This is a genomic window from Mesorhizobium sp. M0870 (assembly GCF_040319775.1).
Classification (GTDB): domain Bacteria; phylum Pseudomonadota; class Alphaproteobacteria; order Rhizobiales; family Rhizobiaceae; genus Mesorhizobium.
Window position 1 is genome coordinate 119,544 of record NZ_JAMYOI010000008.1, and the last position, 26,075, is coordinate 145,618.

Sequence of the window (26,075 nt, forward strand, 5' to 3'; positions counted from 1 at the left end):
TTGAGCGAACATCTCAGCCTTTGCCAATTCTTGCCGCCTTGCCCTTATCGAACCACCACAGCGTCTCGACCGGAAAGCCGAAATCGGGCTTCTGTTCGACAAAGCCGAACATGTCCCAATAGGCGACGCGGTGATTCGCCAGATAGTATGTTGGAATCCAGTCGAGCCGCGCGCGCAAGACCCGGTCGAGCGCTCTGAGCGCCGTGACGAGTTCTATACGGTCTTTCGCCTTGCCGGCTGCCGCGATCAGGGCGTCGATGGCCTTGCTTTCGGTGCCCGGATAGTTGCGCTGCCCCGGGATTTTCGCCATCCGGGAATCATAGAGCATCTGCAGGCTGTCGTCGGTCGGCGTCGCCCCGATTGACCAATGCAGCAAGGCGAGATCGAAGTCGTAATTGCTGTGCCGCTGCTCATACTGCGCCGAATCGATTTGCCGGATCGATGCGTCGATCCCGATCGCCTTCATATTCTCGGACCAAGGGGTGTAGATGCGAACGATGCCGTCGTCCTCCGCCAGCATTTCGACCCGCAGCCGCTCACCCTTGTCGTTGACGACGAAACTGCCATCGCGCTTCCAGCCGGCTTGCGCAAGCAATCTCGAAGCCTCGCCCAGCAGCTTGCGGTCATGGCCCGAACCGTCGGACAGGGGCTGTGTTACCGCTTCACCGAAAACCTCTGGCGGCAACTCGGCCCGGAACGGCTCCAGCAGGGCCAATTCCTCAGGCGAGGGCAGGCCTTCGGCCTTGTAGTCCGACCGTTCGAAATTCGATTGAGAGCGCTCGTAGGAGCCGTAAAACAGCGCCCGCTTCATCCATTCGAAATCGAAGCACCTGGCGATCGCCCGCCGCACCCGCTCATCGCGGAATTGCGGACGACGCTGGTTCAGCGCGACAGCCTGCATGTCCGGCGTCTTCTCGCCGGGAAATTCCCGTTTGACGACCTTGCCGTCCTTCAGCGCCGGAAAGTCGTAGCCGGTAGCCCATACCCGTGAGGTGAATTCCTCGCGAAAATGCGTGTCGCCTTTCTTGAAGGCCTCGAATGCCGCTTGCCGGTCAAGATAGAAGTCGATGCGGATGCGGTCGAAATTGTAGAGGCCGCGGTTCACTGGCAGATCGCGGCCCCAATAGTCGGCCACGCGGTCATATTCGACAGTCTGTCCGGCCGCCACGCGTCCAATCTTGTAGGGACCCGAGCCAAGCGGCGGTGTCATGGTCGAAGCATCGAAATCATTGGCCGTATAAAAGGCCTTGGAGACGATAGGCATTCCCACGATCGCAAGGATGTTTTGCGCCGACTGCTTGCCGTTGAGGGTGAGATCGACGGTAGCGGGATCGACCGCAACCGCGTCGGTCATGTACCGCAACGCTTGGGAAAGGTTAGGATGGCCTTTGTCTTGATAAAGCTTCAGCGAAAAGACAACGTCCTGCGCGGTCAGCGGCGAACCGTCGTGGAAACGCGCTTGCGGTCGCAGCGCGAAGCGGAAACCGTTGCGGTCCGGCGACAGGGTAACGGTTTCGGCAAGCAGGCCGTAGGCCGCATCCGGCTCATCGAGCGCGCTTGTCATCAGGGAATCGAAACAAAGTTCGGTACGCGGCGGCGCCTCCCCCTTCAACACCAGTGAGTTCAATGTGTTGAAGGTCAGGAAGCTCTGATTGAGGGTCGAGTTCGGCGGCGCGAAATTCATCTGGCCACCCTTTGGGGCGTCCGGATTGACGTAGTCGAAATGCGCGAAACCGAGCTTGTATTTGAGGTCGCCGAAGGCCGACAGGCCGTGCAGCTTGGTGCCGGTCGCAGTGTCGGCGAAGGCCTTGCCGGGCAGCAAGGCGGCGGCTGCCGCGGCACTGCCCAGGGCGAGAAAGTCGCGGCGGGCAAGGGCCGCCATCAATTGCCACCCTTGTATTTGGCCGCCAGCGCCTTCTCCTTGTCCGGGTCGATCCACCAAGAGTCCAAATCGACGCCGAGATAGGTTGGCTGTTTTTCAGGCATTGCGAACTTGTTCCAGTATGCGGCCCGAACTTTCCCCAGGTGCCATTGCGGCACCATGTAGAAGTTCCAAAGCAACACTCGGTCAAGGGCATGGGTCGCAGCCATCAGGTCGTCTCGGTCCGTTGCAAAGATGACGCGGTCGATCAGTGCGTCGACGACAGGATTCTTGATGCCGGCCAAATTTCGTGATCCGGCCCTGTCCGCAGCTGTGGAACTGAAAAAGTCGCGCTGTTCGTTGCCGGGTGAGTTGGATTGCTGAAAACCTGCGAGCGCCAGCATATCGAAGTCGAAAGCGCGAGTACGGTTGGTGTATTGGCTGTCATCGACAATGCGCAGCGTTGCATCGATGCCCAGCCGCCGCAAATTGTCGATGAAAGGCGAGGCGACCCGCTCGTCAACGGGATCGTTGCCGAGGAACTCGATCTTGAACACTTCGCCGGTCTTCGCATTCACCAGCTTTCCGGCCTGATTGACCCAGCCGGCTTGCTTGAAAAGCTCGTAGGCCTTGCGCAAATTCTCGCGACCCGATTGTGGCGTGTCGTAGACCGGCAGCTTGAATTCCTGCTTGAACAGTTCAGGTGGCAACTTGTCTCGAAACGGCTGGAGTATCTCCAACTCCTTGCCCTGTGGCAGGCCGGTCGAGGCCAGATCGCCGCCTTCGAAATAGCTGTCTGTGCGCGTATAGGCGCCGAAGAAAATGGTTCGGTTCATGCTCTCGAAATCATACGCGTAGGTGAGTGCCTGGCGTACGCGTACATCCTGGAACAGCGGGCGGCGCGTATTTATCAAATAGGACTGCATGGGTTCCGGTGAGGTTGTGGGGAACTCCTTTTTGATGACATCTCCGGATTTGATCGCCGGAAAGGTGTATTCGACCGCCCAACGCTGGGCGCGTGTCTCGGCGCGGAAGTCTTCGAACCCCCCTTTGGTGAAGGCCTGCCAACCGGCGTTGTCGTCAAGGAAATAGCTGAAACGCTGCCTGTCGAAATTCTCGCGGCCGATCTTCACTGGCAGTTTGGCGCCCCAATAGTCCGGCACACGCTGCCAGACGATTTCGGAACCCGGCTTGAAACTCGCGATCTTGTAGGCCGCTGACCCCAGCGGCGGCTCCAGAGTCGTCTTGGTGATGTCGCGCTTCTTGCCGCTGGCGTCGTTGCCCTCCCACCAATGCTTTGGCAGAACGACGAGATCGCCGAGAATCTTCGGCAGTTCCCTGTTGCCTTTCTGATTAAAGTGGAACTCGACCTCGCGATCGGAGACCGCGACCGCGTCGGTGACGTTCTCAAAATAGCGGTTATACAACGGGCTGTTGGCCTTCAGCACCTGGAACGACCAGATCACGTCGTCGACAGTGATCGGCTGGCCGTCGTGCCATTTGGCGCGCGGGTCGAGGCGGTAGGTCGCGGAGGAATAGTCGGCCGGATACTTGTAGGCATCGGCGATCAGTGGGTGGCTGGTGCTGCCTTCGTCGGTCGCCTGCTCCATCAGCGTGTCGTAGAGTAGGCCGCCGCCGAATCCCACGAGGCCGGCCGCCGGCGATCCCTGCACGATATAAGGATTGAAGTTGTCGTAGGTGCCGATCACCACCCGGTTCAGCGTGCCGCCCTTGGGCGCGTCGGGGTTGACGTAGTCGTAGTGCTGGAAATTGGCGCCGTATTTGGACTCGCCGATCAGCGATGACGTGGTGCGCCATTCATCGGCGAGGGCAGCCTGCAATCCCGCCGCCAGAAGGGCTGCCGCCAGCAACGACTTGAGAAGCGTTCGGCCAACCGTCATGCACTATCCTCTTCGCAATGCCCGTTCATCGGCAATCTAGATGATTTGGCGCCCGTGAAAACCGCCATGCGCGGCTTTGTCGCCGCCTATGCGGTTTTCCCAACAAAAAAGCCGGGCTGAACCCGGCTTTTTCAAGGTCGTCGAGATGATATCTGACTATTGGGCAGGCGCCGGTGCGGGTGCGGCCGGAGCCGGGGCGGCAGGAGCGGCCGGTTTCGCGGGCGCGGCACCATCAGCCGGCTTTGCCGGAGCGGCTGCATCGGCAGGCTTGGCGGGCGCGCCTGCATCGGCGGCGGCACCCGGTGCCGGCAGCGGCTTGGGATTGTCGGACAGCGTGCGCAGATAGGCGATGACGTTGGCGCGGTCTTCTTCCTTCGGCAGGCCGGCAAAGCCCATCGCCGTGCCTTTAACGTCCTTCTTGGGCGACGTGATGAAGTGGTTGAGGTTATCGTAGGTCCACTTCTCTGTGCCGCCCTTGGAATATTCCTTCATGCCCGCCGAATAGGCGAAGCCCTCGTGAGAGGCGACCGGACGGTCGACGATGTCCCACAGATCGGGGCCGACCTTGTTAGGACCGCCCTTTTCGCCGGAATGGCAGGCCTGGCACTTCTTGAAGATGGCAGCGCCCTGTTCGGCATTTGCATTGGCCAGAAGATCTGCGATCGGCTTTTCGGCTGCGGCAGGAGCGGCCGGGCCGCCTTCGGCGGGCTCCGCGGCCTCGATGGCGAAGCCGGGCTTTTCCGGCGCAGGCGAGGCAAACAGCGCATCGGACACAATGCCGACCGAGAAGACGACGAAAACGGTTCCGAGCAATCCGGCGAGCAGTTTGTTGACTTCGTTGGAATCCATACGCCCCTTGCTCCCTTTTCCGGCGGACAGAACCGTCCACTCCGTCCGTCGGTATCGTGACCCGTCCTGCCAGGGCGGTCAAATCGGGCGGAAACTAGGTCTTTTGCTGCGGCGTTGCAACACCTATAAGGGCGCTTCCAGTGAGACCTTTTGCCACTTTCCCTGTCCTCTTTCGAGACGCCTTGCACCCGAAATGTCCACGCTGATCCTGATCCCGGCCCGCATGGCCTCGACCCGCCTGCCGGGCAAGCCGCTGGCCGACATCGCAGGCGCCCCGATGATCGTCCATGTCGCCCGCCGCGCCGCCGAAGCCGGCCTTGGCCGGGTGGTGGTGGCGACCGACACGCAAAGCGTGGCGCAAGCGATGCGCGCGCACGGGTTCGAGGCCGTGATGACGCGCACGGATCACGAATCCGGCTCCGACCGCATCCACGAGGCGCTGATCGCGCTCGACCCCGGGCGCAAGGTCGAAACCATCGTCAATGTGCAAGGCGACCTGCCGACCATCGATCCGCAGATTATCGCCGCGTCGCTCAGGCCTTTCGAGGACAGTGCGGTGGACATCGCCACGCTCGGCGTCGAGATCGTCCGCGACGAGGAAAAGACCAATCCCAATGTCGTCAAGATCGTCGGTTCGCCGCTTTCCGGCAGCAGGCTGAGGGCGCTCTATTTCACCCGTGCCACGGCGCCTTGGGGCGAGGGGCCGCTCTATCATCATGTCGGCCTCTACGCCTATCGCCGCGAAGCACTTGAGCGTTTCGTCGCGCTGAAGCCGTCGCCGCTCGAACGGCGCGAGCGGCTGGAACAGTTGCGGGCGCTGGAAGCCGGCATGCGCATCGACGCCGAGATCGTCCAGTCGCTGCCGCTCGGCGTCGACACGCCGGAAGACCTCGAACGCGCCAGACAGATCCTTTCAACCTGAGATATCGGCATGCCTGAAAAGACCAACAGAATATCCTTCCAGGGCGAGCCGGGCGCCAATTCCGACACTGCCTCCCGCAACGTCTATCCATCGATGGAGCCGTTGCCGTGCCCGACCTTCGAGGATGCGTTCAACGCGGTCGAGACCGGCAAGGCCGATCTCGCCATGATCCCGATCGAGAACACCATTGCCGGGCGCGTCGCCGATATCCATCATCTCTTGCCGGAATCGAAGCTGCACATCATCGGCGAATATTTCCTGCCGATCCATTTCCAGCTGATGGTGCTGCCGGGCGTCAGGCGCGACGAGATCAAGACGGTGCACAGCCACATCCACGCGCTTGGCCAGTGCCGCAAATACATCCGCAAGAACGGCTGGAAGGCGATCGTCGCCGGCGATACGGCTGGTGCAGCCAAGATGGTCTCCGAGGTCAAGGACCGCACCATGGCGGCGCTGTCGCCGGCGCTGGCAGCGACCCTCTACGGGCTCGACATCATCGAGCAAAACGTCGAGGACACCGACAGCAACGTCACCCGCTTTGTCGTCCTGACCAAGAACAAGCAATGGGCCGAGCGCCCATCACCCGACGTCAAGATGATGACGACCTTCATCTTTCGCGTCCGCAACGTGCCGGCCGCGCTCTACAAGGCGATGGGCGGTTTTGCCACCAACGGCATCAACATGACCAAGCTGGAGAGCTACCAGTTGGGCGCTTTCACGGCGACGCTGTTTTATGCCGACATCGAGGGCCATCCCGACGACCCGCTGGTCAAGCTTGCGCTGGACGAGCTCCGTTTCTTCTCCCGCGAAGTGCGGATTCTGGGCGTCTATCCGGCCAGTGAGTCGCGTGAGCAGTGGAAGGTTGCGGACTGATCGCTACTGGGCATGATCTTGTCCAAAAACCGGTTTCCACTTTTCGGGACCATGCCCTAAATCACCGCGCCCAGCGGCACGTAGTCGATCTCCATGAAGGCCTCGACCTCCGGCACCCAGCGGTCGCGCACGAAGGCGACATGGTCCGGATGGTCGTTGTACCTGTTGTAGGCGGCCTGGTCGGCGAACTCCATCGAGAAGCCGAAATGATAGTCGTTCTTGGGGCTGATCTGCCGCAATTGCTCGAAATGCGTGACGCCTCTGATCGCGGTTAGGATTTTCTTGGCGTCGACCAGGAACCGCTTTTCCTCCAGCGAATGCGGCGGATGCTTCAGCGTGAAAACGACGGTGTGACGGATCATGTCCTGCTCCTGCAATGTCTTTCGGTGTTCGCTGCCATCATTCTGAATCGACCCAGGCGCGGATGAGGTGATGCGCAATGGCGCCTTTCGGCGGCGTGACCAGATTGTCCTTGTGCGTCCTTTCCAGCATCAGGCGCACCTCGTCGCGAAAAAACCAGCGGCAGTCCTCAAGCTCGTTGAGGTCGGCCTGGATATCGTCATTGAGCGGCTCGCCGAAGCAGCCGATCATCAGCGAATAGGGGAACGGCCAGGGCTGGCTGGCGTGGTAGACGACGCGGCCAAGCCGTATACCGGCCTCTTCCAGCGTCTCGCGGCGCACCGCCGCCTCGATCGTCTCGCCCGGCTCGATGAAGCCGGCAAGGGCCGAGTACATGCCCGGCGCGAAATGCCGGCCGCGTCCGAGCAGGCATTTTTCCCGCGTCGCCGTCAGCATGATCGCCACCGGGTCGGTGCGCGGAAAATGCTCGGTGCCGCAATTCGGGCAATGGCGCTTGTAGCCGCCGGCCCGCATCTGCGATTCCGTACCACATTTGCTGCAGAAGCGATGGCTGGCATGCCAGGCAAGCAGGGCCGCCCCTTGCGCCATCGCGCCAGCCGCCGCCTCGTCGATCAGCCCTTGCATGTAGACCGAGCGGTAGTCGATGGCCTTGACTGCTTCCGGAAGCTGTTCGGGTTCGAAGCCGGCGGGCACGGCCAGCACCGGTCCTCGTTCGGAAAAGCCGAGCAGAATGCCTTGCGCCAGGGAAACCTTGAAGGGCTCGCTCTCGGTGGCGCCGAACCAGGGATCGAGAGCGCCGCTATCGCCGAGCTTCAAATAGAGCCGGCCGCCATGCATCAGAAGCAGCCGTGTCGCCGGATCGGCCAGCGCCTTGTCGACCGAATCGTCGGCGCGGTTCTCGGACTGCCGGTCGATCATGTTGCCGGCAAAGCCGACGAACTGGCTCGGCTCGCGCAAAGGCGCGTCAAACAGGCGGAAGCTCATGGGGACTCTGGGATACGTTGAGGGATGGACACGGGGAACGCTTATAGCGCCGCCTTGATCGTTTCGGCAAACCGTCGCAAGTCGGAACGTTGATAGGGCTCTCGCAGACCATGTCCCCACACAGGGCCTGGCCAGCCGGGATCGCCTTCCGAACGCGCGATGACATGGATGTGCAACTGGCGCACGATGTTGCCGAGCGCGCCGGTGTTGATCTTGGTGCAGCCGGTCGCCTTCTTCAGCGCCTGCGCCACCATATTGGTCTCGAAGGTCAGCATCGTCTGGTCGAGCGGCGTCATGTCATGGATTTCCTCCGCGCCGGGCCGCTGCGGCACCAGCAGCAGCCATGGCCAGCGGCGGTCGTTCATCACCCGCAATTCGCACAGCCCAAGCCACATCAACTGTTCGCTGTCCGCCTCCAGCCGTGCGTCCAGCGTGAATCCGGCCTCCAGGCCCGGCAGCATCGGCGTTTCCCTTGCTTTTCTTGGTTTGCTCAACACATGAAGGCTAGAGCGGCGGCAAGGGGGCTGCAAGCGAATCATTGCGCCCCTCACGCATTGGTGCGCCAATTCCATATTTTGCGATTTCTTCGGCGGACTTGCATTTCGTCGCGCAATTGCCGATATGGAAAGCGGGAGGTTGGTGGTGGACGATCCACTCGCCAACCGGGTCAGGTCCGGAAGGAAGCAGCCCTAACGAGCCCGGAACGGGTCATTGTTCCAGCCTCCCACCTCATCGGCCCCTCTCGCGACATTGACGACGCATTGCAGCGCGGGCGAGACTATGCGCAGGAATCGGCCGCCTTCGGGCGCGGCCATTTGGAGCTTTACGGGCGTATGAGCGAAGCCGGAAATTCGGGACCAAAAAGCCTGGAGATAGGCAAGGCCGCCGCCTATCGCGTGCTGGCGCGCAAGTACCGTCCTTCGAACTTCTCCGAGCTGGTCGGCCAGGAGCCGATGGTGCGCACCCTCACCAATGCCTTTGCCACCGGCCGCATCGCCCAGGCCTGGATGCTGACCGGGGTGCGCGGCGTCGGCAAGACCACGACGGCGCGCATCCTCGCGCGGGCCCTGAATTATAAAACCGCTGATATCGACCAGCCTTCGGTCGACCTCGCGGTGCTCGGCGAGCATTGCCAGGCGATCATGGAGGGCCGCCATGTCGACGTCATCGAGATGGACGCCGCCTCGCATACCGGCATCGACGACATCAGGGATATCATCGAGCGCGTGCGCTATGCGCCGGTCTCGGCCCGTTACAAGGTCTATATCATCGACGAAGTGCACATGCTGTCGACGCAGGCCTTCAACGGCCTGCTGAAGACGCTGGAAGAGCCGCCGCCGCACGTCAAATTCATCTTCGCCACCACCGAAATCCGCAAGGTCCCGATCACTGTCCTGTCGCGCTGCCAGCGCTTCGACCTGAGGCGCATCGACGCCGGCGCGCTGGTCGCGCATCTCGGCTCGATCTCGGCCCAGGAAGGCATTGCGGTCGACGACGACGCGCTGGCGATGATCGCGCGCGCCGCCGAAGGCTCGGCCCGTGATTCGCTCTCCATCCTCGACCAGGCGATTGCCCATGGCGCCGGCACTGTCGGTGCCGCGGCTGTGCGGGCGATGCTGGGACTTGCCGACCGCGCCCGCATCGTCGATCTGTTCGAACATGTGATGAAGGGTGATGTGGCAGCCGCCCTTGGCGAATTCCGTGCGCAGTATGACACCGGCGCCGATCCGGCCGCCGTGCTGACCGACCTTGCCGAATTCAACCATCTCGTCACCCGGCTGCGTTTCGTGCCGACGGCCATCGAGGATGCCTCGCTGTCGGAGGACGAGCGGCAGCGCGGCGCCGATTTCGCAAGGACGCTGTCGGTCAGGGTGCTGTCGCGGACATGGCAGATGCTGCTCAAGGGCATTCCCGAAGTGCAGTCCTCCAACCGGCCGGTCAGTGCCGCCGAAATGGTGCTGATCCGGCTGGCGCATGCCGCCGACCTGCCGACGCTGGACGAGGCGTTGAGATCGCTCGAGGGCGGAGCGTCGGTCCAAAGCGGCGCGCCGCGCCCGAATGGCGCGCCTGCAAGTTCCGGCAACGGCGGTGGCGCCGGCGCGGTGGCGCAGACGCGCATGCCCGCCGGTCCTGGCGGTGCGCAGACCATGCGGCTGGTCGAAGCCTCGCCTGCTGCCGTTGCCTACGTCGCTCCTCCGGAGCCGGCCATGGAATCGGCGCCGCTGAAATCGCTGGCCGACATCATTGCGCTCGCCGATGCGCAGCGTGACATCGCCTTCAAGGTGCTGGTCAAGAGCTGCATCCGGTTTGTGCGCATCGAGCCCGGCCGCATCGACGTCGGCCTGACCGGCGATGCGCCCAAGATGCTGCTCAACGACCTGACGACGAAATTGCGCGCCTGGACCGGCCGCAGCTGGCTGGTCTCGCTGTCGAAGGAAGAGGGCGGCCAGACGCTCGCCGAAATGGAATCGGCCAAGCGCGAGACGGCTTTTCTCGATGCCAAGAGCGACCCGACCGTGGCCGCTATCCTGGCGCGCTTTCCCGGCGCCAAGATCATCGACGTGCGCATTCCAGACGCGCCGGAAGCCGAAACGACAGAGGCTGAAGTGCCGGTCGAGCCGCCGGCTGACGACGACGAAACCTGATCCAGCCACGAATCCGCAAAGGACCCGACCATGAAAGATCTTCTCGGCCTGATGGGCAAGGCGAAGGAAATGCAGGCCAAGTTCCAGGCCATGCAGGACGAGATCGCCACGTTGGAAGCGTCCGGCCAGGCCGGCGGCGGCCTGGTCAACGTGACGCTGACCGGAAAATTCGAGATGAAGTCGCTGAAGATCGATCCGTCTCTGTTCAAGGAAGACGATGTCGAGATCCTGGAAGACCTGGTGCTGGCCGCTCACAACGACGCCAAGACCAAGGTCGAGCAGATCATGCAGGAAAAGACCAAGGCGCTGACCGCAGGTCTGCCGATCCCGCCGGGAATGAAACTGCCCTTCTAGCATTCGGCGTGCGCGCCCATCATCGACATGACCGAAGAGCCCTCCGAAAGACTGATCGAGCAGCGTATCCGCAACAGGATCTACGAGATCCTGGAAATCCTGGCCGATTGTGACGACGGCGTCGATCTCGTCGGCATCAAGGGTTATTTCTATCTGTTCGAGGATTTCGTCCATCGCCCTTCGATCGAAGCCGGCACATCGGCGCTTTCGAAGGACGAGCGCGCGATCGTGCTGGAGATCGCCGAATTCCTGGAGGCGGCAAGCGAGACAAATCCGGACTTCACCAAGGCTGAGTTCATTGACAGCGACTGGCCGGGAAAGATCGCCCCGACGGCCAGGGAGGCGCGGACGCTGTTCCTCCGGCGCGGCCTGTTTTCGGAGAAGGTCGAGGAGCTTGAGCCTGGCCAGCGGCCGTGATTGCGGCCGGGCTGCAGACCGGTTCCAGGAGAAAGGAACAGCGTTTGCCCGGGAAAAGCGCGTAGCGCTTTCCCTTGGGGCAATTGCGGCGAAACAAAGAGAGAGGGGTCATCGCTTTTGTGAAATGATGGCCCGATCTATTTGGAAAGCCACGAAATTGTGCCAATTTGGCAACAGTGCATTGTTAATAACGTTTTGGCCATCATTTTGCCCGAAAGTGTCTCATTCTTGCCGCAGCCTGGGGCGGGCACGAAGTGAGAGGGTTACCTGTTGATTTCTACGCGATGGAAGACGCCGCTGTTGCTCGGCGCCGTCATTTCACCCCTGTTTTTGGCTGCCTGTAGCCAGACCACTTCACACGGCATGTCCGTCGCCAGCTTGACCGACGCCATCACGCCGGGTTTCCTGAGCTCCCGGGCGTACAGCCACACGCCGAAGGACAAGGAATGCCTGGAACGGGCGATGTTCTTTGAATCCAACCGCTCGAGCCGCGACGGCATGATCGCGGTCGGCACGGTGGTGATGAACCGGCTGCGCTCCGGCAAGCACGGCAGCACCATCTGCGCGGTGGTGGGCGAGCGCGGGCAGTTTGCCCCCGGCGTCATGACAAGGCCGATGAATTCACGCGCAATGCCCGATGTCGAGGAAGCCGCCGACGCGGTGCTGAAGGGGGAGCGCAAGTCCAAGCTCAAGAACACCATGTTCTTCCACACCGCCGGCCTACGCTTCCCCTACAAGAACATGCACTACACCATGGTTGCCGGCGGCAATGCCTTCTATGAGAAGCGCGGTCGCAACTGGCAGCCGCTGCCCGACGAGCCGCAGGTCGCCATTGCCTCGGCGGCGCCGCAGAAGCCAGCGGAGCCGGTGACGATGGTCGCGTCCGCCGAGCCGGTGCGTCCGGCCAAGCCGGCCACCGTCCGGTCCGCTCCTGCCCAACAGACCTATATGACCGCGGCCGCCGCGCCGGCCGCGAAATCTGCGCGTGTCTCGGCGGAGCCGACGGTGGTGGCGATGCAGGAGCCGATGGAGGAACCGGATGCCGCCCGTTTTGGCGGAACCTTGAACACAAGGACGAGGGTCATCTCCTCGGTCGAGGAAGCGCCGCAAGAGGCGTCTATGGGTTTCCAGTCGACGCCTGAGAACACCGACGCTGTCGGCGCGATGATCGTCAGCCAGGGCCGGCCGCTCGAAACCAACTGATCTGCTCTCCATGATCCCATGGGCCCCGCCCATTTTGGTCCGCCAAGGCCAATATGGCGGTCATGCGTATGCGGATGTTCCAAAGCGCTCTGAAAAATCCTAGATCAGAGCGATGTCGAAGCGAATCGCCGGTCCCGAGATCGAACGTCTGATCCAGCTCCTGGCCAAGGTGCCGGGGCTGGGTCCCCGTTCGGCCAGGCGTGCCGCCCTTCATCTGATCAAGAAGAAGGAGCAGCTTCTGTCGCCGCTGGCCGCCGCCATGGCCGAGGCGGCCGACAAGGTGCGTATCTGCTCGACCTGCGGCAATGTCGATACATCGGACCCTTGCATGATCTGCACCGATCCGCGCCGAGATGCCGGCACCATCATCGTCGTCGAGGACGTCTCCGACCTGTGGGCGCTGGAGCGCGCGGCGGCGATGAATGTGCGCTACCACGTTCTCGGCGGCACATTGTCGCCACTCGACGGCATCGGCCCCGAGCAGCTCAACATGCGCTCGCTGGTCGATCGCGTCGCCGGTGGCGAGGTCAAGGAGATCATCCTCGCCGTCAATGCTACGGTGGAAGGCCAGACGACCGCGCATTACCTCACCGATCAGCTGTCCGGCTTCGATATCAAGGTGACACGACTGGCGCATGGCGTGCCTGTCGGCGGCGAACTCGACTATCTCGACGAGGGCACGCTGGCCGCGGCGCTGCGCTCGCGGACGGCGTTTTGACAAAGTTGCGGCAGAGGATGCGGATCATGATTGTTGCGCATCCGTCGAGGCTGGTGCCAAGCACCCCCCTCTGTCCTGCCGGACATCTCCCCCGCAAGGGGGGAGATCGGATGTCATCTTTGTTTTCGCAAATCGCCGACATTGCAACAAGAGCGCCGCCGATGAAGCGGCCAATCTCCCCCCTTGCGGGGGAGATGTCCGGCAGGACAGAGGGGGGTGTGAAGGAACGCAAACCTCTCAGATTGGCTCTGTTTTCCTTTTTTGCAGTTCTTCTCGCGGTCCTCCTTTCCACCCCCGCCTCCGCCGCAAAGATCGACGACCAGTTTCGCGCCTGGCTGCAGAACGACCTTTGGCCGCAAGCCAGGGCGAAAGGCATTTCCAAAGCCACCCTCGATGCCGCCTTCGACGGCATCAATCCCAATCTGAAGCTGCCCGACCTGGTCAAGCCGGGCGATAAGGCGACCACGCCGCAGAAGCAGCACCAGGCCGAATTCGGCTCACCCGGCGCCTATTTCGCCGAGAAGACGGTTCGCGCGGTGACGGCGGGCGGCCGGGCGCGCGAAGCCACCAATGCCAGGACACTTGCATCTATCGAAAAGCGCTACGGCGTGCCGGGCGAAGTGCTGCTGGCGATCTGGGGCCGCGAGACCGGATTCGGCGCGGCGAAGATGCCCTACGGCGCCTTCGAAGTGCTGGGCACCAAAGCGTTCATGTCGACCAGGAAGGACTTCTTCCGCACCGAACTGCTTGCTGCACTCGAGATCGTCGAGCGCGGGCTGGCTCCGGTCGGCGCGATGAAATCGTCCTGGGCCGGAGCGCTCGGCCAGCCGCAATTCATGCCGACCTCGTTCCTGAAACATGCCGTCGATTTCGACGGCGACGGCCGCGCCGACATCTGGAACTCGACGCCGGACGTGCTGGCCTCGATCGCCAATTATCTCGTCCACTATGGCTGGGTAAAGGGCCGTGGCTGGGGTTTCGAGGTGATGGTGCCGGAAAGCGTTTCCTGTTCGTTGGAAGGCCCGGACCAGGGCAAGAAAATCTCCGAATGGGCGGCAATGGGCGTTAGGCGCGTCGGCGGCAAGCCGTTTCCAGCGAGTGAGATGAAGGCCGAAGGCTTCCTGCTGATGCCGGCAGGGCGCAGCGGTCCGGCCTTTATCGCCACGCCCAATTTCTACGTGCTGAAGCAGTACAACACCAGCGACCTCTACGCGCTGTTCATCGGCCATGGCGCCGATCGCATCGCCCATGGCGATTCGAATTTTGCCGGCAGCTGGGGCGCGGTCGGCGGGCTCCACCGTTCGGACATAGCCGCTCTGCAACGCGCGCTGGAAGCCAAGGGCTATGACGTCGGCAGCGCCGATGGCCTGCCCGGCTTCAAGACCCGCCGTTCGATCGGCATTTGGCAAGCCAAGAACGGCCGCGCCGCCACCTGCTTCCCTGACACCAGCCTGGTCGCGGCGCTGAGATAGCCGCGACATTCGCCAGATTATCCTCGATCGGCAGCCTCGATTGGCTGGCCGATGCGTCGACATCCCACCGGCCTTTCTGGCCCATTGAGCCATCGTATAAATGCTCGTTGCCCGCCACGAGGCTGCCGGATATGGTGTTGACCAACTGGACAAAAACCGCAACGGTAAGAGATCACTGGGGCCTTCTCCAGGCCCGAAAAGAATTGCACAACCCTGAGCCGGGAACTCAGGTCAACAAACAACAAAACAGGGAACAATCACGATGATGATGGAAAAGTTTGCTCTACGCTCTCGCTTCCTGCTGGCGGGTGCAGCCATGTCCGCGCTGCTTCTGGCCGGCGCGCCCGCCGGTGCGGTCACGCCCGCCGACACGCTGGTCGAAGGTTTCGCGATCGACGACATCATCTCCATGGATCCGGGCGAGGCGTTCGAGCTGTCGACCGCCGAGGTCACCGGCAACACGTATGATCTGCTTGTCCGTCTCGACCTCAGCGACACCTCCAAGGTCAAGGGAGACCTTGCCGAAAGCTGGACCGTCTCCGATGACGGCCTGACCTACACATTCAAGCTCAAGCCCGGCCTGAAATTCGCTTCCGGCAATCCGATCACCGCGGCCGACGTCGCCTGGTCGTTCGAACGCGCCGTCAAGCTCGACAAGAGCCCGGCCTTCATCATCGGCCAATTCGGCATCAGCGGCGACAACGTCGCCGAGAAGGCCAAGGCGGTCGACGAGACCACCTTCCAGTTCACCGTCGACAAGGCCTATGCGCCGAGCTTCGTGCTGAACTGCCTGTCGGCAACGGTTGCATCGGTGGTCGACGCCAAGCTGGTCAAGGAACATGTCGCTGCGGTGACGCCGAGCGCCGACTACAAATGGGACAATGATTTCGGCAATGCCTGGCTGAAGACCGGCTACGCCGGCTCCGGCGTCTTCAAGCTGCGCGAATGGCGGGCCAATGAGGTGGTCGTTCTCGAGCGCAACGATAATTACTACGGCGAGAAGGCCAAGCTTGCCCGCGTCATCTACCGCAACATGAAGGAAAGCTCGGGCCAGCGCCTGGCGCTCGAGGCCGGCGACATCGACGTTGCCCGCAATCTCGAGCCGAACGACCTCGACGCCATCGCCAAGAACGCCGATCTCATCTCGACCAGCGCGCCGAAGGGCACGGTCTATTACATCAGCCTCAACCAGAAGAATGCCAACCTCGCCAAGCCCGAGGTCCGCCAAGCCTTCAAATACCTGGTCGACTACGATGCGCTGAGCTCGACGATCCTCAAGGGCATCGGCGAAATCCACCAGACCTTCCTGCCGAAGGGTGTGCTCGGCGAATTGGATGAGAATCCGTTCAAGTTCGATGTCGCCAAGGCCAAGGAATTGCTGGCCAAGGCCGGTCTGCCCGACGGCTTCAGCGTAACCATGGACGTACGCACCGGTCAGCCGACGACCGGCATGGCGGAATCGATCCAGCAGACGCTCGGACAGGCCGGCATCAAGCTCGAGATCATCCCGGGCGACGGCAAGCAGACGCTGACCAAGTACCGCGCCCGCAACCACGACATCTATATCGGCCAGTGGGGCCAGGATTATTTCGACCCGAATTCCAACGCCCAGACCTTTGCCTCGAATCCGGACAACTCGGATGCGGGTAAGTCCAAGACGCTGGCCTGGCGCAACGCCTGGGACATTCCGGACCTGACCAAGGAGACGGAAGCAGCGCTGCTCGAGAAGGACGCCGGCAAGCGCGCTGACATGTACAAGGATCTCGAGAAGAAGATCCTGGACACCAGCCCCTTCGTCGTCATCCACCAGCAGCTGGAAGTGGCCGGCCTGCGCAAGAACCTCAAGGGCTTTGCCCTCGGCCCGAGCTTCGACAGCAATTTCGTCGGGCCGGTGTCCAAGGAATAGTGCTCGCGGACACGCCGCATGAGCACGGTTGAAAAGGAAGTGGCGGCGGGGCGCGGCAGCGCCCGTGCCGTCGCTATTGCATCATCGCTTGGCCGTTTCCTGGTCATCGCGATCACGACCTATCTTGGTCTGCTCGCGGTCACCTTCTTCATCGGTCGCGTCATCCCGATCGACCCGGTGCTGGCGGTGCTCGGCGACCGGGCGCCGGCCAATGTCGTCGAGCGCACGCGCCGCGAGATGGGCCTCGATTTGCCGCTGGTCGAGCAGTTCTACATCTATGTGAAAAATGCCCTGAACGGCAATTTCGGTGTCTCTGTGCTGACCACCAATCCTGTCATGACCGACATTCGCCGGGCGCTTCCGGCCACGACGGAACTGGCGACGCTGGGGACGCTGATCGGCGCGCTGTTCGGCGTACCGCTTGGCGTGCTGGCCGCGGTCAGGCGCGGCAGTTTCATCGATCAGATCGTGCGTATCATCGGCCTGATCGGCTATTCCGTGCCGATCTTCTGGCTGGGACTGCTGGCGCTGGTGCTGTTTTACGCCAAGCTGCAATGGGTTGCCTTCCCCGCGCGGCTCGACATCGTCTACGAATACACCTTTACGCCGATCACTGGCTTCTATCTCCTCGACTCTGCGATGCAGGGGCAGTGGGACGTTTTTTACGACGCCTTCCGCCACATCATCCTGCCGGCCTCGCTGCTCGGTTATTTCTCGCTCGCCTATATCAGCCGCATGACGCGCTCGTTCATGCTCAACGAATTGTCGCAGGAATATATCGTCGCGGCGCGCGCCAAGGGCCTGTCGGAAACCCGCATCATCTGGGGCCACGCGCTGCGCAATGCGGCGGTGCCGATGGTGACGGTGATCGCGCTCTCCTATGCCGGGCTGCTCGAAGGTTCGGTGCTGACCGAGACCGTCTTCTCATGGCCGGGCATCGGCCTCTACATAACCAACTCGCTGCAGAACGCCGACATGAATGCGGTGCTCGGCGGCACCATAGTCATCGGCTCGGTGTTCATCGCCATCAATCTCCTCTCCGACCTTCTGTATCGGGTCCTCGATCCGAGGACGAAGGTTCAATGAGCAGAGGTATTCCACTTTCGGGCCTAGAGCAGTTCACCGTTTCACGGAAACGGCTACCCGCTCTAACTCCTTGTTTTTACGCAATTCCGGACGGAAAACCGTTTCACACTTTTCCTGGAATTGCTCCAGCTGCGGCCAATCACCCCCACTCCGGCCCTTCGGGTCACCTCTCCCCCTGCCCGGGGGAGAGGAAAAGCCGGTCGCACGCTTCGCGCCTTTCCTCTCCCCCGTCGAGCGGGGGAGAGGTGGTCTGCGAAGCAGGCCGGAGTGGGGGTCGACAGCTCCAAGAGGCATCATCATGACCGCCTCCGACGCCCGTCCTCTCTCTCGTCGCGACTGGCTGCTCAGCGAGCGGCCGGCCTCGCGCACCCAGGCGAGGCTCGGCCGCGCCTATGTGGCGTGGCGGCGCTTTTCCGCCAACCGGCTGGCCTTTCTCGGCCTGCTCATTATCATTGCCTTGCTGATCGTTGCCGCCCTTGCCGGTGTGCTGGCGCCTTATTCTCCGACGTTCGGCGACCTGAAGAACGCGCGCCTGCTGGCGCCGAGCACCGAGCACTGGTTTGGCACCGACGATCTCGGCCGCGATATCCTGTCGCGCATCCTCTACGGCTCGCGCTGGACCCTTTATGTGGTCATCCTGGTCGCCATCATCGCGGCACCGATCGGCCTTCTGGTCGGCACGGTGGCCGGCTATGCCGGCGGCTGGACCGATGCCATCCTGATGCGCATCACCGACATCTTTCTCGCCTTTCCCAAGCTGATCCTGGCGCTGGCGTTTGTTGCAGCACTTGGCCCCGGCATCGAGAATGCGGTGCTGGCCATCGCCATCACCTCATGGCCGCCCTACGCCCGCATCGCGCGGGCAGAGACGCTGACGGTGCGCAATTCCGATTACATCAAGGCGGTGCAGCTGATGGGCGCCTCGCCCTTCCGCATCGTGCTGCGCCATATCATGCCGCTTTGCATTTCGTCCCTGATCGTCAGGGTGACGCTCGACATGGCCGGCATCATCCTGACCGCCGCCGGGCTCGGTTTCCTCGGCCTCGGCGCGCAACCGCCGCTGCCGGAATGGGGCACGATGATCGCGTCGGGGCGCCGCTTCGTGCTCGACCAGTGGTGGGTGGCCGGTGCGCCGGGCTTCGCCATCCTCATCGTCAGCCTCGGCTTCAACCTGCTCGGCGACGGCCTGCGCGACGCGCTCGATCCCCGCAGTGGTGACCAATGAGCAGGGAAACGAAGACGCTGCTCGAGGTCGACGATTTGCGCGTCACCTTCCCGACCCGCACCGGGCTGATCGAGGCGGTTCGCGGCGTCTCCTTCTCGCTCGGCCGCGAACGGCTCGGCATCGTCGGAGAATCCGGCTCCGGCAAATCGCAGACCGGCCGCGCCATCATGGGCCTGACGCCGCCGCAGGCGCGGATATCGGCCAACAAGCTCGCCTTCGACGGCATCGACCTGCTCAGCGTCTCGCCGCGCGAACGCCGGGCGCTGCGCGGCAAGCGCATCGCCATGATCCTGCAGGATCCGAAATACTCGCTCGACCCGGTGATGAGCATCGGCCGCCAGATCGTCGAAACGCTGCGCACGCATGAAAAGGTCGGCAAGGCCGAGGCGCGCGACCGCGCATTGGCCATGCTGGAGGCGGTGCAGATCCGTGATCCCTCTCGCGTCTTCAACCTGCATCCGCATGAAGTGTCCGGCGGCATGGGCCAGCGCGCCATGATCGCCATGATGCTGATCGCCGGTCCGGAAATGATGATCGCCGACGAGCCGACCTCGGCGCTCGACGTCACCGTGCAGCTTGATGTGCTCGGCATTCTCGACCGGCTGGTCAGTGAGCGCGGCATGGGGCTGATCTTCATCTCGCACGATCTGCGCCTGGTCTCATCCTTCTGCGACCGCGTCATCGTCATGTATGCCGGCAAGGTGGTCGAGCAGCTCAAGGCGTCCGAACTCGGCCATGCCCAGCATCCCTACACGCGCGGCTTGCTCAATTGCATGCCCAAGATCGGTGCCGACCGCCACCCGCTGCCGGTGCTCGACCGCAAGCCGGAGTGGGCGGCATGACTTCTGCGATTGCCGTCGACAGGCTGGAAGTGATCTTCGACCGTTTTCGCGCACTGAAGGGCGTCAGCCTCGACGTGCAGCCGGGTGAATCCTTTGGCCTGGTCGGTGAATCCGGCTCCGGCAAATCGACGCTGCTTCGGGCCATCGCCGGCCTTGCGCCGGTCGCATCGGGCAGCATCGCCGTCAACGGCAAGACGCTCGGGCCACGCCGCGACAAGGCCTTCTACCGCGAAGTGCAGATGGTCTTTCAGGATCCGTACGGCTCGCTGCACCCGCGCCAGACCGTCGACCGCCTGCTGCAGGAGCCGCTTGCCATCCACGGCTTCGCCGATGGCGAAAAGCGCATCCAGCGGGCGCTCGACGAGGTCGGGCTGGGAAACGGCTTTCGCTTCCGCTATTCGCACCAACTATCGGGCGGCCAGCGCCAGCGCGTGGCGATTGCCCGTGCCCTGATCCTCGAACCTTCGATCCTGCTGCTCGACGAGCCGACCTCGGCGCTCGATGCCTCGGTGCAGGCGGAAGTGCTCAACCTGTTGGAAGAGGTACGCAAGCGGCGCAAGCTGACCTTCCTGATGGTCAGCCACGACCTCGCCATCATCACCCATATGTGCGAGCGGCTGATGGTGATGCAAAGCGGCGAGGCGGTTGAGAACCTGGCGGCGGCGGATCTCGTCGAACGTCGCGTGACGAAGGACTATACTCGCAACCTGCTGAGAGCGAGCGACGGGTTTGTGAGAACCGCCTGAATTCGTCTTCCTGTGTGCAGAACCAACCGTCTTCAGGGATTCCGATGGAGGAATGGAAGTTTGCGGATCCGCCCAACCTCGCGGTGTTGTCGGACGAGAGCCTATTTAAACGTGGCGACTGGATCGCATACGTTGTGCATGAAGATGACGACGACGACAGCTACAACGACGAAGGTGGCAGTTGGCAATTCTACAGCAGCGACACTCGAGATTGGGATGAACGCGAGGTAATGCTCGTAGGCCTGCAAGAGGTGGTTCAACTGGATGAAACCATCGTGGAGTTGGCCGATTTGCCGAAAGGTTGGCATGCCTGGCGCACCTCAAAATCGTCGCCGTGGCAACGCGCCAAGTCACGCCCCGTACCCTCCAACGACAACGAATGACCCGGCAAAGCCTTAAGTCTGAGCTTGCACCGGTTCGCCGCTCTCCACGGGTAGCTCTTCCTGGGCTTTCGGCTCCTTGATCCTGAACCACGTCACATAAAGCGCTGGCAGGAACAGCAGCGTGATCGCCGTGCCGGCGATGATGCCGCCCATCATGGCATAGGCCATCGGGCCCCAGAACACTTCGCGCGCGATCGGGATCAGGGCGAGACTTGCGGCCGCCGCCGTCAGCGCGATTGGCCGCATGCGGTGTTCCGTCGCCTCGATGACGGCCGCCCAGCGGTCCTTGCCTTCCCGGACGAGATCCTCGATCTGCACGATCAGGATGACCGAGTTGCGGATCAGGATGCCGATCAGCGCCAGCACGCCGAGGATGGCGACGAAGCCGAGCGGCGCGCCGCTCGGCACCAGGGCCGCCACAACGCCGATCAGGCCGAGCGGCGCCACCGCCACCACCAGGAACAGGCGCTGGAAACTCTGCAATTGCACCATCAGGATCGTCGCCATGACGAACAGCATCAACGGCACGACGGCGGCGATCGGTCCTTGGCTTTTGGCACTCTCCTCGACCGAGCCGGCGGTGGCGATCGAATAGCCCGGCGGTAGCTTGGCGGTGAAGGCATCGACCGACGGCTTCAATTCGTTGACGACGGTGGCCGGCAGCACGTCGCCGACCAGTCCGGCGCGCACGGTGATGGTCGGGATGCGGTCGCGTCGCCACACCGTTGGCTGCTCCAGATCGTAGCGGAAGTTGGCGACGGCCGCGAGCGGGATCGCCTCGCCGGTACTGGTCGGCAGCTGCATGTTCTGCAACGTTTCGATCGAGCCGCGTTCGGACCCACGCGAGCGCGCCACGACATTGATCAGGTAGGTGGCGTCACGCACCTGCGTGATGGTAGCGCCGCCGACGGTGCTGTTGAGCGCGCTGGCGATGTCGGAAGAGGTGATGCCAAGCTGGCGTGCCTTGTCCTGCAGCACGTCGACCCTCAGCACGCGTTGCGGCTCGTTCCAGTCGAAGGTCGGCGCGGCAAGCTTGGGGTTGGCGGAAATGATACCGGCGAATTGCTGCGCCAGCCCGCGCACCGTCTGGATGTCGGGACCGCCGACGCGATACTGCACCGGGCGGCCGACCGGGGGCCCGAGTTCGAGCGGCTTGACGAAGGCGTCGGTGCCGACGAACTCCTCGCGCAGCAGTTTTTCAAGCGCCGGCTTGACCCGGTTGCGGGCCGCGATGCTCTTGGTGACGATGACGGTCTGGCCGAAATAGGGGTTGGCCGGCTGCACGTCATAGGCGAGCACGAAACGCACCGCGCCCTGGCCGATATAGGACGAAAAATGGTCGATGTCGGGATTGCCGACCAGCGCCCGCTGCTCGAACCGCTCCATCTGGTCGCGCGTATCGGCGATCGAGGCATTCTGCGGCAGGTTCCAGTCGACGATCAGCTCCGGCCGGTCCGATGGCGGAAAGAACTGCTGCTGCACCAGCCCGAAGCCGGCGATCGAGCCGGCAAACAAAAGCACGGTGACGATGATGGTCAGCCAGTGATGGCGCACCGAGCCGACAAGCACGCGCCGGAAAAGCGAGGTGAAGCGGCCGGGCTGGTCGTGATGCTTGGTTTTCATCGTCGCCGGCAGGATGGTGACGCCGAGCAGTGGCGCAAACAGCACCGCCACGACCCATGACACCAGCAGCGAAACGGCGATGACCACGAACAGGGTGAAGGTATATTCGCCGGCGGCGCTGTTGTTGAGGCCGATCGGGATGAAGCCGGCGACCGTCACCAGCGTACCGGTCAGCATCGGAAAGGCGGTCGATGTGTAGACATAGGTCGCCGCCTTGCGCAGATTGTCGCCGACCTCCAGCCGCGCCACCATCATCTCGACCGCGATCATCGCGTCGTCGACCAGAAGCCCGAGCGCGATGATCAGCGCACCCAGGGAAATACGCTGCAGCGAAATGCCGAGATAGGCCATGACCGTGAAGGTGATGGCCAGCACCAGCGGGATCGACAGCGCCACGACGAAGCCGGCGCGCATGCCGAGGCTGATGAACGACACCGCGAGCACGATGGCGACCGCCTCGAACAGCGCGCGCGTAAAGCCCGAGACGGCCTCCTCGACAATGACCGGCTGGTCGGCCACCAGATGCACGCCGACACCGACCGGCAGGTCGGCCAGCACCTTGTCCATCTCCTTGTGCAGCGCCTCGCCGAATTCGAGCAGGTTGGCGTTGGGTTTCATGCCGATGGCGAGCCCGATCGCGTCCTGGCCGTTGAAGCGGAATAGCGCCGTAGGAGGATCGACATAGCCGCGCGTGATCGTCGCCACGTCGCTGAGGCGGAAGAAGCGGTCATTGACGCGCAGATTGATGGCGCGCAGGCTGTCCTCGGAGGTGAACTGCCCGCCGACACGCACGCTGATGCGCTCCGGCCCGGACTGAATGACGCCGGACGGCGTAATCGCGTTCTGCGCCTGCAGGCTCGCCACGATCGCTTGCTGGTTGAGGCCGAGGGCGGCGATCTGGCGGGTCGAGAATTCGAGATAGATCGCCTCGTCCTGGGCGCCGACCAGGTCGACCTTGCCGGCGTTGGGCACGGTCAGGATTTTTGTTCTGGCGTCCTCGACATAGTCGCGCAACTGGCGCGGCGTCAGCCCGTCCGATGTGAAGGCGTAGATGTTGCCATAGACGTCGCCGAAGCGGTCGTTGAAGAACGGTCCCTGCACCCCCTGCGGAAACTGCGCCCCGATGTCGTTGACCATGTTGCGCACCTGAATCCAGTTCGGCACGACATCGCGTGCCTTGGTGGTGTCCTTCAGGTTGACGAAGATGACGGTCTGGCCGGCCGTGGTGACGGACTTGGTGTAGTCGAGGCTGTCGAGTTCCTCGAGTTTCTTCTCGATACGGTCGGTCACCTGCTGCACGGTTTCCTTGACCGAGGCGCCCGGCCAGTTGGCCTGGATGATCATCGTCTTGATGGTGAAGTTGGGGTCTTCTTCACGGCCGAGATTGAGGTAGGAGAACACGCCAGCCACGACGAAGACCAGCATGAAATACCAGACCATGGAGCGGTGGTTGAGCGCCCAGTCGGAGAGATTGAAGCCTTTCATGAGGCGCCTCCCTCGAGCACTTTCACCTTCTGGCCTTCGCTCAGGCTGTGGACGCCCGCCGTGACGACACGCATGCCCGCGTCAAGCCCTTCGGCCACGGTGAAGATAACGCCATTCTTCGACGCGATCTTGATGTCGCGTGCGTTCACGCTGGATGTCTGCGGGTCGACGATCCACACTTTCGCGGAACCGTTCTTTTCGAACAGCGCCGACATCGGCAGTTCGATCGTCGGTGCCACCTTGGTCACGCGGGTCGCCGTCACCGTCGAGCCGAGCCGGAAGGCCTGTGGCGGATCCGTGAGCGTCAGCTTGACGCGCCGCGTGCGGGTCGAGCCCTCGGATTGCGGTGCGATCTCGCGCAGCTTGGCCCCGGTCTGGATCGTCGGCAGCGACTGCAGGATCACCTGGAAGGGCGTGCCGGCCTCAAGATCACCGGTCAATTGATCGGGAATGTCGACCACCGCCTCGCGCAGGTCCGAACGCGCCACGGTGACGATGGTCTGGCCGGGCGAGACCGTCTGGCCAACTTCGGCGCCCACCGCGGTGACGACACCGTCGAAATCAGAGAACAGCCTGGCATAGCCGAGTTGCTCCTGCGATTTGGCAAGCGAAGCCTTGGCCCGCTCGACACCTGCCTCCGCAGCTTTGCGCGCCTGCTGCGCGGCATCGAAGACAGCTTGCGTGGCGTTGGCCGAGGCGAGCAACTGGCGCTGCCGTTCCTCGCTGGCGGCGGCGTTGGCGAGCTGCGCCTCGGCATTGGACAGTTCCGCCTTGGCCGCCTGCAGGCCCAACTCCAGCGCGGTCGGATCGAGTGCCGCTATCGTCGTGCCCTTGCTGACGATGTCGCCGACCTGGACGTCGCGCGAGACGACCCGCCCAAGCAGGCGGAAGGCCAGGTCGGCGCTGACCTGCGGTTCGACGGATCCGGCAAAACCGAAGATTTGCGTGGTGCGCGGCTCGATCACCATCGACAGCACCGGTCGGATGATCTCTGGCGGCTTTTCCTCCGACTTGGAGCAGGATGCCAGCGCGCCGAGCATGAGCACGCCGAGCAGGATGCGTGGCGTTCGGCTCATTGGCCCGCTCCCGATATTTCGATCGTCTGTCCAGGGCTGAGCAGCTGTCCTCCAGCGGTGACGACGCTCTGGCCCGCGTCCAGCCCCTTGGCGATCACGACCGTGCCCGAATTGAACGCCAGCACTTCGACCGGCGCCATCGTCACCGCCTTGGTCGAGGGATCGACGATCCAGACCGCCGGCTTGCCGCCGCTGGACGTCAGCGCCTGCCAAGGCAGCAGGATCGCCTTCGCCGGTTTGGCGCTTACCGAGCCGATGACGGCTGCCCCCAGCGGCATGCCGGCGGGCGTGTCGGGAATGGCGACTTTGACCCGGATCGAGCCCGAAGCCGGGTCGACCGCAGGCGAGATTTCGCGGACCTTGCCCGTCGCCCTGACCTGCGGATCGGACAACAGCGTGATCGTCACCGCAGGCGATGCCGGTGTCTTGGCGATCAGCGTCTCCTGCACGTTGAATACCGCGTCGCGGTCCCCGTCCTCGGCGACGGTGAAGACGGTTTGCGCGGCTTGCACCACTTGGCCGGTTTCGACTTGGCGGGCGGTAATCACGCCGGCGGCACCGGCCTTGAGTTCGGTGAAGGACAGGTTTTGCTGGGCGTTGGAGAAAGCGCTCTGCGCGGCATCGACGCTGCCTTGTGCCATCTTCAGGGCCTGGTCCGCGGCGTCATAATCGCGCCTGGTGGTGAAACCCTGGGCGAGCAGCGTCTTCTGCCGTTCGAAGGCGGCGGCGGACTGGGTCAATTGCGCCTGTGCCGCGTCGAGATCGGCCTGCGCCGAGCGCAAATCGGATTCCTGCTCCTGCGGATCGATCCGGGCAAGCACCGTGCCTTGATCGACATGCTGGCCGACATCGACAAACCGTTCGGCGACGCGACCGCCGACCCGGAACGACAGATTGTTCAGCGTACGCGCCGCGATCACCCCGGTCAGCGAGGTCCTTGGCGCATAGTCGGCCATCGCCACCGTTTCGGTGCGCACCATGATCTGCAGTTTCTTGTCCACCGCTTCCTGCTTCTGGCAGCCGACCAAAAGCAGCGCAGCCGTGCAGGCGAAAAGCGCCGGGGCGGCTGGAAAAGACAAAAGACCGGGAGCTTGGACCGACGGCTGCGAGACGGGCGAAGTCACGTTCCTGCTCATGGGCTCCC

The 26,075-nt window shown here is 63.1% G+C and carries 23 protein-coding genes and 1 other RNA gene; 15 read left to right on the plus strand and 9 right to left on the minus strand.

Going from position 1 to position 26,075, the window contains the following annotated elements; genetic code table 11:
• Nucleotides 1–13: 13 nt before the first annotated feature.
• From NKH97_RS12305 to NKH97_RS12315, 3 genes are all read right to left on the minus strand, one after another.
• Nucleotides 14–1,882, minus strand: coding sequence for an extracellular solute-binding protein (locus tag NKH97_RS12305; RefSeq protein ID WP_023811445.1), 1,869 nt, complete (start codon nt 1,880–1,882; stop codon nt 14–16).
• Nucleotides 1,882–3,762: an extracellular solute-binding protein gene (locus NKH97_RS12310; protein WP_023811444.1), complete on the minus strand. Its 1,881-nt coding sequence runs from the start codon at nt 3,760–3,762 to the stop codon at nt 1,882–1,884. The genes NKH97_RS12305 and NKH97_RS12310 overlap by 1 nt, the downstream gene beginning before the upstream one ends.
• Nucleotides 3,763–3,918: 156 nt before the next feature.
• The gene (locus tag NKH97_RS12315) at nt 3,919–4,611 is read right to left on the minus strand and encodes a c-type cytochrome (RefSeq protein WP_352439668.1); all 693 of its coding nucleotides are present in this window, start codon (nt 4,609–4,611) and stop codon (nt 3,919–3,921) included.
• Nucleotides 4,612–4,804: 193 nt separating this feature from the next.
• On the opposite strand from NKH97_RS12315, the gene NKH97_RS12320 reads away from it, so the two are divergent.
• Both NKH97_RS12320 and NKH97_RS12325 read left to right on the plus strand, forming a co-directional pair.
• Entirely contained in the window at nt 4,805–5,533 is a 729-nt protein-coding gene (locus tag NKH97_RS12320) for a 3-deoxy-manno-octulosonate cytidylyltransferase (RefSeq protein ID WP_128305649.1), read from the plus strand.
• 9 nt (nt 5,534–5,542) lie between these two features.
• Nucleotides 5,543–6,406, plus strand: coding sequence for a prephenate dehydratase (locus NKH97_RS12325; RefSeq protein WP_127293982.1), 864 nt, complete (start codon nt 5,543–5,545; stop codon nt 6,404–6,406).
• A gap of 56 nt (nt 6,407–6,462) precedes the next feature.
• Here the strand turns inward: NKH97_RS12325 and NKH97_RS12330 are convergent, their stop codons facing one another.
• Genes NKH97_RS12330 through NKH97_RS12340 form a run of 3 tightly spaced genes read right to left on the minus strand, consistent with a single transcriptional unit; the run spans nt 6,463 to nt 8,211 of the window.
• The gene (locus NKH97_RS12330; RefSeq protein ID WP_127293984.1) at nt 6,463–6,768 is read right to left on the minus strand and encodes a Dabb family protein; all 306 of its coding nucleotides are present in this window, start codon (nt 6,766–6,768) and stop codon (nt 6,463–6,465) included.
• A gap of 37 nt (nt 6,769–6,805) precedes the next feature.
• The gene (gene nudC / locus NKH97_RS12335; RefSeq protein WP_352439667.1) at nt 6,806–7,750 is read right to left on the minus strand and encodes an NAD(+) diphosphatase; all 945 of its coding nucleotides are present in this window, start codon (nt 7,748–7,750) and stop codon (nt 6,806–6,808) included.
• Between the two features lie 41 nt (nt 7,751–7,791).
• Complete coding sequence (locus tag NKH97_RS12340) at nt 7,792–8,211, minus strand: HIT domain-containing protein (protein WP_127293986.1); 420 nt, start codon at nt 8,209–8,211, stop codon at nt 7,792–7,794.
• 170 nt (nt 8,212–8,381) lie between these two features.
• Here NKH97_RS12340 and ffs point away from each other — a divergent pair.
• From ffs to NKH97_RS12405, 13 genes are all read left to right on the plus strand, one after another.
• Nucleotides 8,382–8,478: signal recognition particle sRNA small type (ffs, locus tag NKH97_RS12345), an RNA gene on the plus strand.
• Nucleotides 8,479–8,583: 105 nt separating this feature from the next.
• Nucleotides 8,584–10,395 carry a DNA polymerase III subunit gamma/tau gene (locus NKH97_RS12350; protein WP_352797014.1) on the plus strand — a complete coding sequence of 604 codons (1,812 nt, stop codon included), beginning with the start codon at nt 8,584–8,586 and terminating at the stop codon, nt 10,393–10,395.
• Nucleotides 10,396–10,425: 30 nt separating this feature from the next.
• Nucleotides 10,426–10,749, plus strand: a complete 324-nt coding sequence (locus NKH97_RS12355) for a YbaB/EbfC family nucleoid-associated protein (protein ID WP_013527931.1) — start codon at nt 10,426–10,428, stop codon at nt 10,747–10,749.
• A gap of 27 nt (nt 10,750–10,776) precedes the next feature.
• A complete protein-coding gene (locus tag NKH97_RS12360; RefSeq protein WP_127293990.1) occupies nt 10,777–11,166 on the plus strand; it encodes a hypothetical protein in 390 nt (129 codons plus the stop codon).
• A gap of 270 nt (nt 11,167–11,436) precedes the next feature.
• Nucleotides 11,437–12,369: a cell wall hydrolase gene (locus tag NKH97_RS12365; RefSeq protein WP_128305644.1), complete on the plus strand. Its 933-nt coding sequence runs from the start codon at nt 11,437–11,439 to the stop codon at nt 12,367–12,369.
• Between the two features lie 112 nt (nt 12,370–12,481).
• Nucleotides 12,482–13,087 carry a recombination mediator RecR gene (gene recR, locus NKH97_RS12370; RefSeq protein WP_013527928.1) on the plus strand — a complete coding sequence of 202 codons (606 nt, stop codon included), beginning with the start codon at nt 12,482–12,484 and terminating at the stop codon, nt 13,085–13,087.
• 194 nt (nt 13,088–13,281) lie between these two features.
• Complete coding sequence (locus NKH97_RS12375; protein WP_352797019.1) at nt 13,282–14,559, plus strand: lytic murein transglycosylase; 1,278 nt, start codon at nt 13,282–13,284, stop codon at nt 14,557–14,559.
• A gap of 262 nt (nt 14,560–14,821) precedes the next feature.
• Nucleotides 14,822–16,465: an ABC transporter substrate-binding protein gene (locus NKH97_RS12380; protein ID WP_128304322.1), complete on the plus strand. Its 1,644-nt coding sequence runs from the start codon at nt 14,822–14,824 to the stop codon at nt 16,463–16,465.
• An 18-nt stretch (nt 16,466–16,483) separates the two neighbouring features.
• Entirely contained in the window at nt 16,484–17,551 is a 1,068-nt protein-coding gene (locus NKH97_RS12385; protein WP_128304323.1) for an ABC transporter permease, read from the plus strand.
• Nucleotides 17,552–17,849: 298 nt separating this feature from the next.
• Nucleotides 17,850–18,776 carry a nickel transporter permease gene (gene nikC, locus NKH97_RS12390; RefSeq protein ID WP_023811431.1) on the plus strand — a complete coding sequence of 309 codons (927 nt, stop codon included), beginning with the start codon at nt 17,850–17,852 and terminating at the stop codon, nt 18,774–18,776.
• Nucleotides 18,773–19,618, plus strand: coding sequence for an ABC transporter ATP-binding protein (locus tag NKH97_RS12395; RefSeq protein WP_031213315.1), 846 nt, complete (start codon nt 18,773–18,775; stop codon nt 19,616–19,618). The genes nikC and NKH97_RS12395 overlap by 4 nt, the downstream gene beginning before the upstream one ends.
• A complete protein-coding gene (locus tag NKH97_RS12400) occupies nt 19,615–20,364 on the plus strand; it encodes an ABC transporter ATP-binding protein (RefSeq protein ID WP_352554666.1) in 750 nt (249 codons plus the stop codon). The genes NKH97_RS12395 and NKH97_RS12400 overlap by 4 nt, the downstream gene beginning before the upstream one ends.
• 44 nt (nt 20,365–20,408) lie before the next feature.
• The gene (locus NKH97_RS12405) at nt 20,409–20,747 is read left to right on the plus strand and encodes a hypothetical protein (protein WP_352797026.1); all 339 of its coding nucleotides are present in this window, start codon (nt 20,409–20,411) and stop codon (nt 20,745–20,747) included.
• Nucleotides 20,748–20,759: 12 nt separating this feature from the next.
• Here NKH97_RS12405 and NKH97_RS12410 read toward each other — a convergent pair whose 3' ends face one another.
• Genes NKH97_RS12410 through NKH97_RS12420 form a run of 3 tightly spaced genes read right to left on the minus strand, consistent with a single transcriptional unit; the run spans nt 20,760 to nt 26,067 of the window.
• Nucleotides 20,760–23,855 carry an efflux RND transporter permease subunit gene (locus NKH97_RS12410; protein ID WP_128304326.1) on the minus strand — a complete coding sequence of 1,032 codons (3,096 nt, stop codon included), beginning with the start codon at nt 23,853–23,855 and terminating at the stop codon, nt 20,760–20,762.
• Complete coding sequence (locus tag NKH97_RS12415) at nt 23,852–24,931, minus strand: efflux RND transporter periplasmic adaptor subunit (protein ID WP_023811426.1); 1,080 nt, start codon at nt 24,929–24,931, stop codon at nt 23,852–23,854. The genes NKH97_RS12410 and NKH97_RS12415 overlap by 4 nt, the downstream gene beginning before the upstream one ends.
• Complete coding sequence (locus tag NKH97_RS12420) at nt 24,928–26,067, minus strand: efflux RND transporter periplasmic adaptor subunit (protein WP_023811425.1); 1,140 nt, start codon at nt 26,065–26,067, stop codon at nt 24,928–24,930. The genes NKH97_RS12415 and NKH97_RS12420 overlap by 4 nt, the downstream gene beginning before the upstream one ends.
• Nucleotides 26,068–26,075: the final 8 nt, after the last annotated feature.

Bases quoted from the DNA above. Each gene is read 5' to 3' on its own strand.
- NKH97_RS12305 (WP_023811445.1), bottom strand. From the start codon at position 1,882: ATGGCGGCCCTTGCCCGCCGCGACTTTCTCGCCCTGGGCAGTGCCGCG.
- NKH97_RS12310 (WP_023811444.1), bottom strand. From the start codon at position 3,762: ATGACGGTTGGCCGAACGCTTCTCAAGTCGTTGCTGGCGGCAGCCCTT.
- NKH97_RS12315 (WP_352439668.1), bottom strand. From the start codon at position 4,611: ATGGATTCCAACGAAGTCAACAAACTGCTCGCCGGATTGCTCGGAACC.
- NKH97_RS12320 (WP_128305649.1), top strand. From the start codon at position 4,805: ATGTCCACGCTGATCCTGATCCCGGCCCGCATGGCCTCGACCCGCCTG.
- NKH97_RS12325 (WP_127293982.1), top strand. From the start codon at position 5,543: ATGCCTGAAAAGACCAACAGAATATCCTTCCAGGGCGAGCCGGGCGCC.
- NKH97_RS12330 (WP_127293984.1), bottom strand. From the start codon at position 6,768: ATGATCCGTCACACCGTCGTTTTCACGCTGAAGCATCCGCCGCATTCG.
- nudC (WP_352439667.1), bottom strand. From the start codon at position 7,750: ATGAGCTTCCGCCTGTTTGACGCGCCTTTGCGCGAGCCGAGCCAGTTC.
- NKH97_RS12340 (WP_127293986.1), bottom strand. From the start codon at position 8,211: ATGCTGCCGGGCCTGGAGGCCGGATTCACGCTGGACGCACGGCTGGAG.
- NKH97_RS12350 (WP_352797014.1), top strand. From the start codon at position 8,584: ATGAGCGAAGCCGGAAATTCGGGACCAAAAAGCCTGGAGATAGGCAAG.
- NKH97_RS12355 (WP_013527931.1), top strand. From the start codon at position 10,426: ATGAAAGATCTTCTCGGCCTGATGGGCAAGGCGAAGGAAATGCAGGCC.
- NKH97_RS12360 (WP_127293990.1), top strand. From the start codon at position 10,777: ATGACCGAAGAGCCCTCCGAAAGACTGATCGAGCAGCGTATCCGCAAC.
- recR (WP_013527928.1), top strand. From the start codon at position 12,482: ATGTCGAAGCGAATCGCCGGTCCCGAGATCGAACGTCTGATCCAGCTC.
- NKH97_RS12375 (WP_352797019.1), top strand. From the start codon at position 13,282: ATGTCCGGCAGGACAGAGGGGGGTGTGAAGGAACGCAAACCTCTCAGA.
- NKH97_RS12380 (WP_128304322.1), top strand. From the start codon at position 14,822: ATGATGATGGAAAAGTTTGCTCTACGCTCTCGCTTCCTGCTGGCGGGT.
- NKH97_RS12385 (WP_128304323.1), top strand. From the start codon at position 16,484: ATGAGCACGGTTGAAAAGGAAGTGGCGGCGGGGCGCGGCAGCGCCCGT.
- nikC (WP_023811431.1), top strand. From the start codon at position 17,850: ATGACCGCCTCCGACGCCCGTCCTCTCTCTCGTCGCGACTGGCTGCTC.
- NKH97_RS12395 (WP_031213315.1), top strand. From the start codon at position 18,773: ATGAGCAGGGAAACGAAGACGCTGCTCGAGGTCGACGATTTGCGCGTC.
- NKH97_RS12400 (WP_352554666.1), top strand. From the start codon at position 19,615: ATGACTTCTGCGATTGCCGTCGACAGGCTGGAAGTGATCTTCGACCGT.
- NKH97_RS12405 (WP_352797026.1), top strand. From the start codon at position 20,409: ATGGAGGAATGGAAGTTTGCGGATCCGCCCAACCTCGCGGTGTTGTCG.
- NKH97_RS12410 (WP_128304326.1), bottom strand. From the start codon at position 23,855: ATGAAAGGCTTCAATCTCTCCGACTGGGCGCTCAACCACCGCTCCATG.
- NKH97_RS12415 (WP_023811426.1), bottom strand. From the start codon at position 24,931: ATGAGCCGAACGCCACGCATCCTGCTCGGCGTGCTCATGCTCGGCGCG.
- NKH97_RS12420 (WP_023811425.1), bottom strand. From the start codon at position 26,067: ATGAGCAGGAACGTGACTTCGCCCGTCTCGCAGCCGTCGGTCCAAGCT.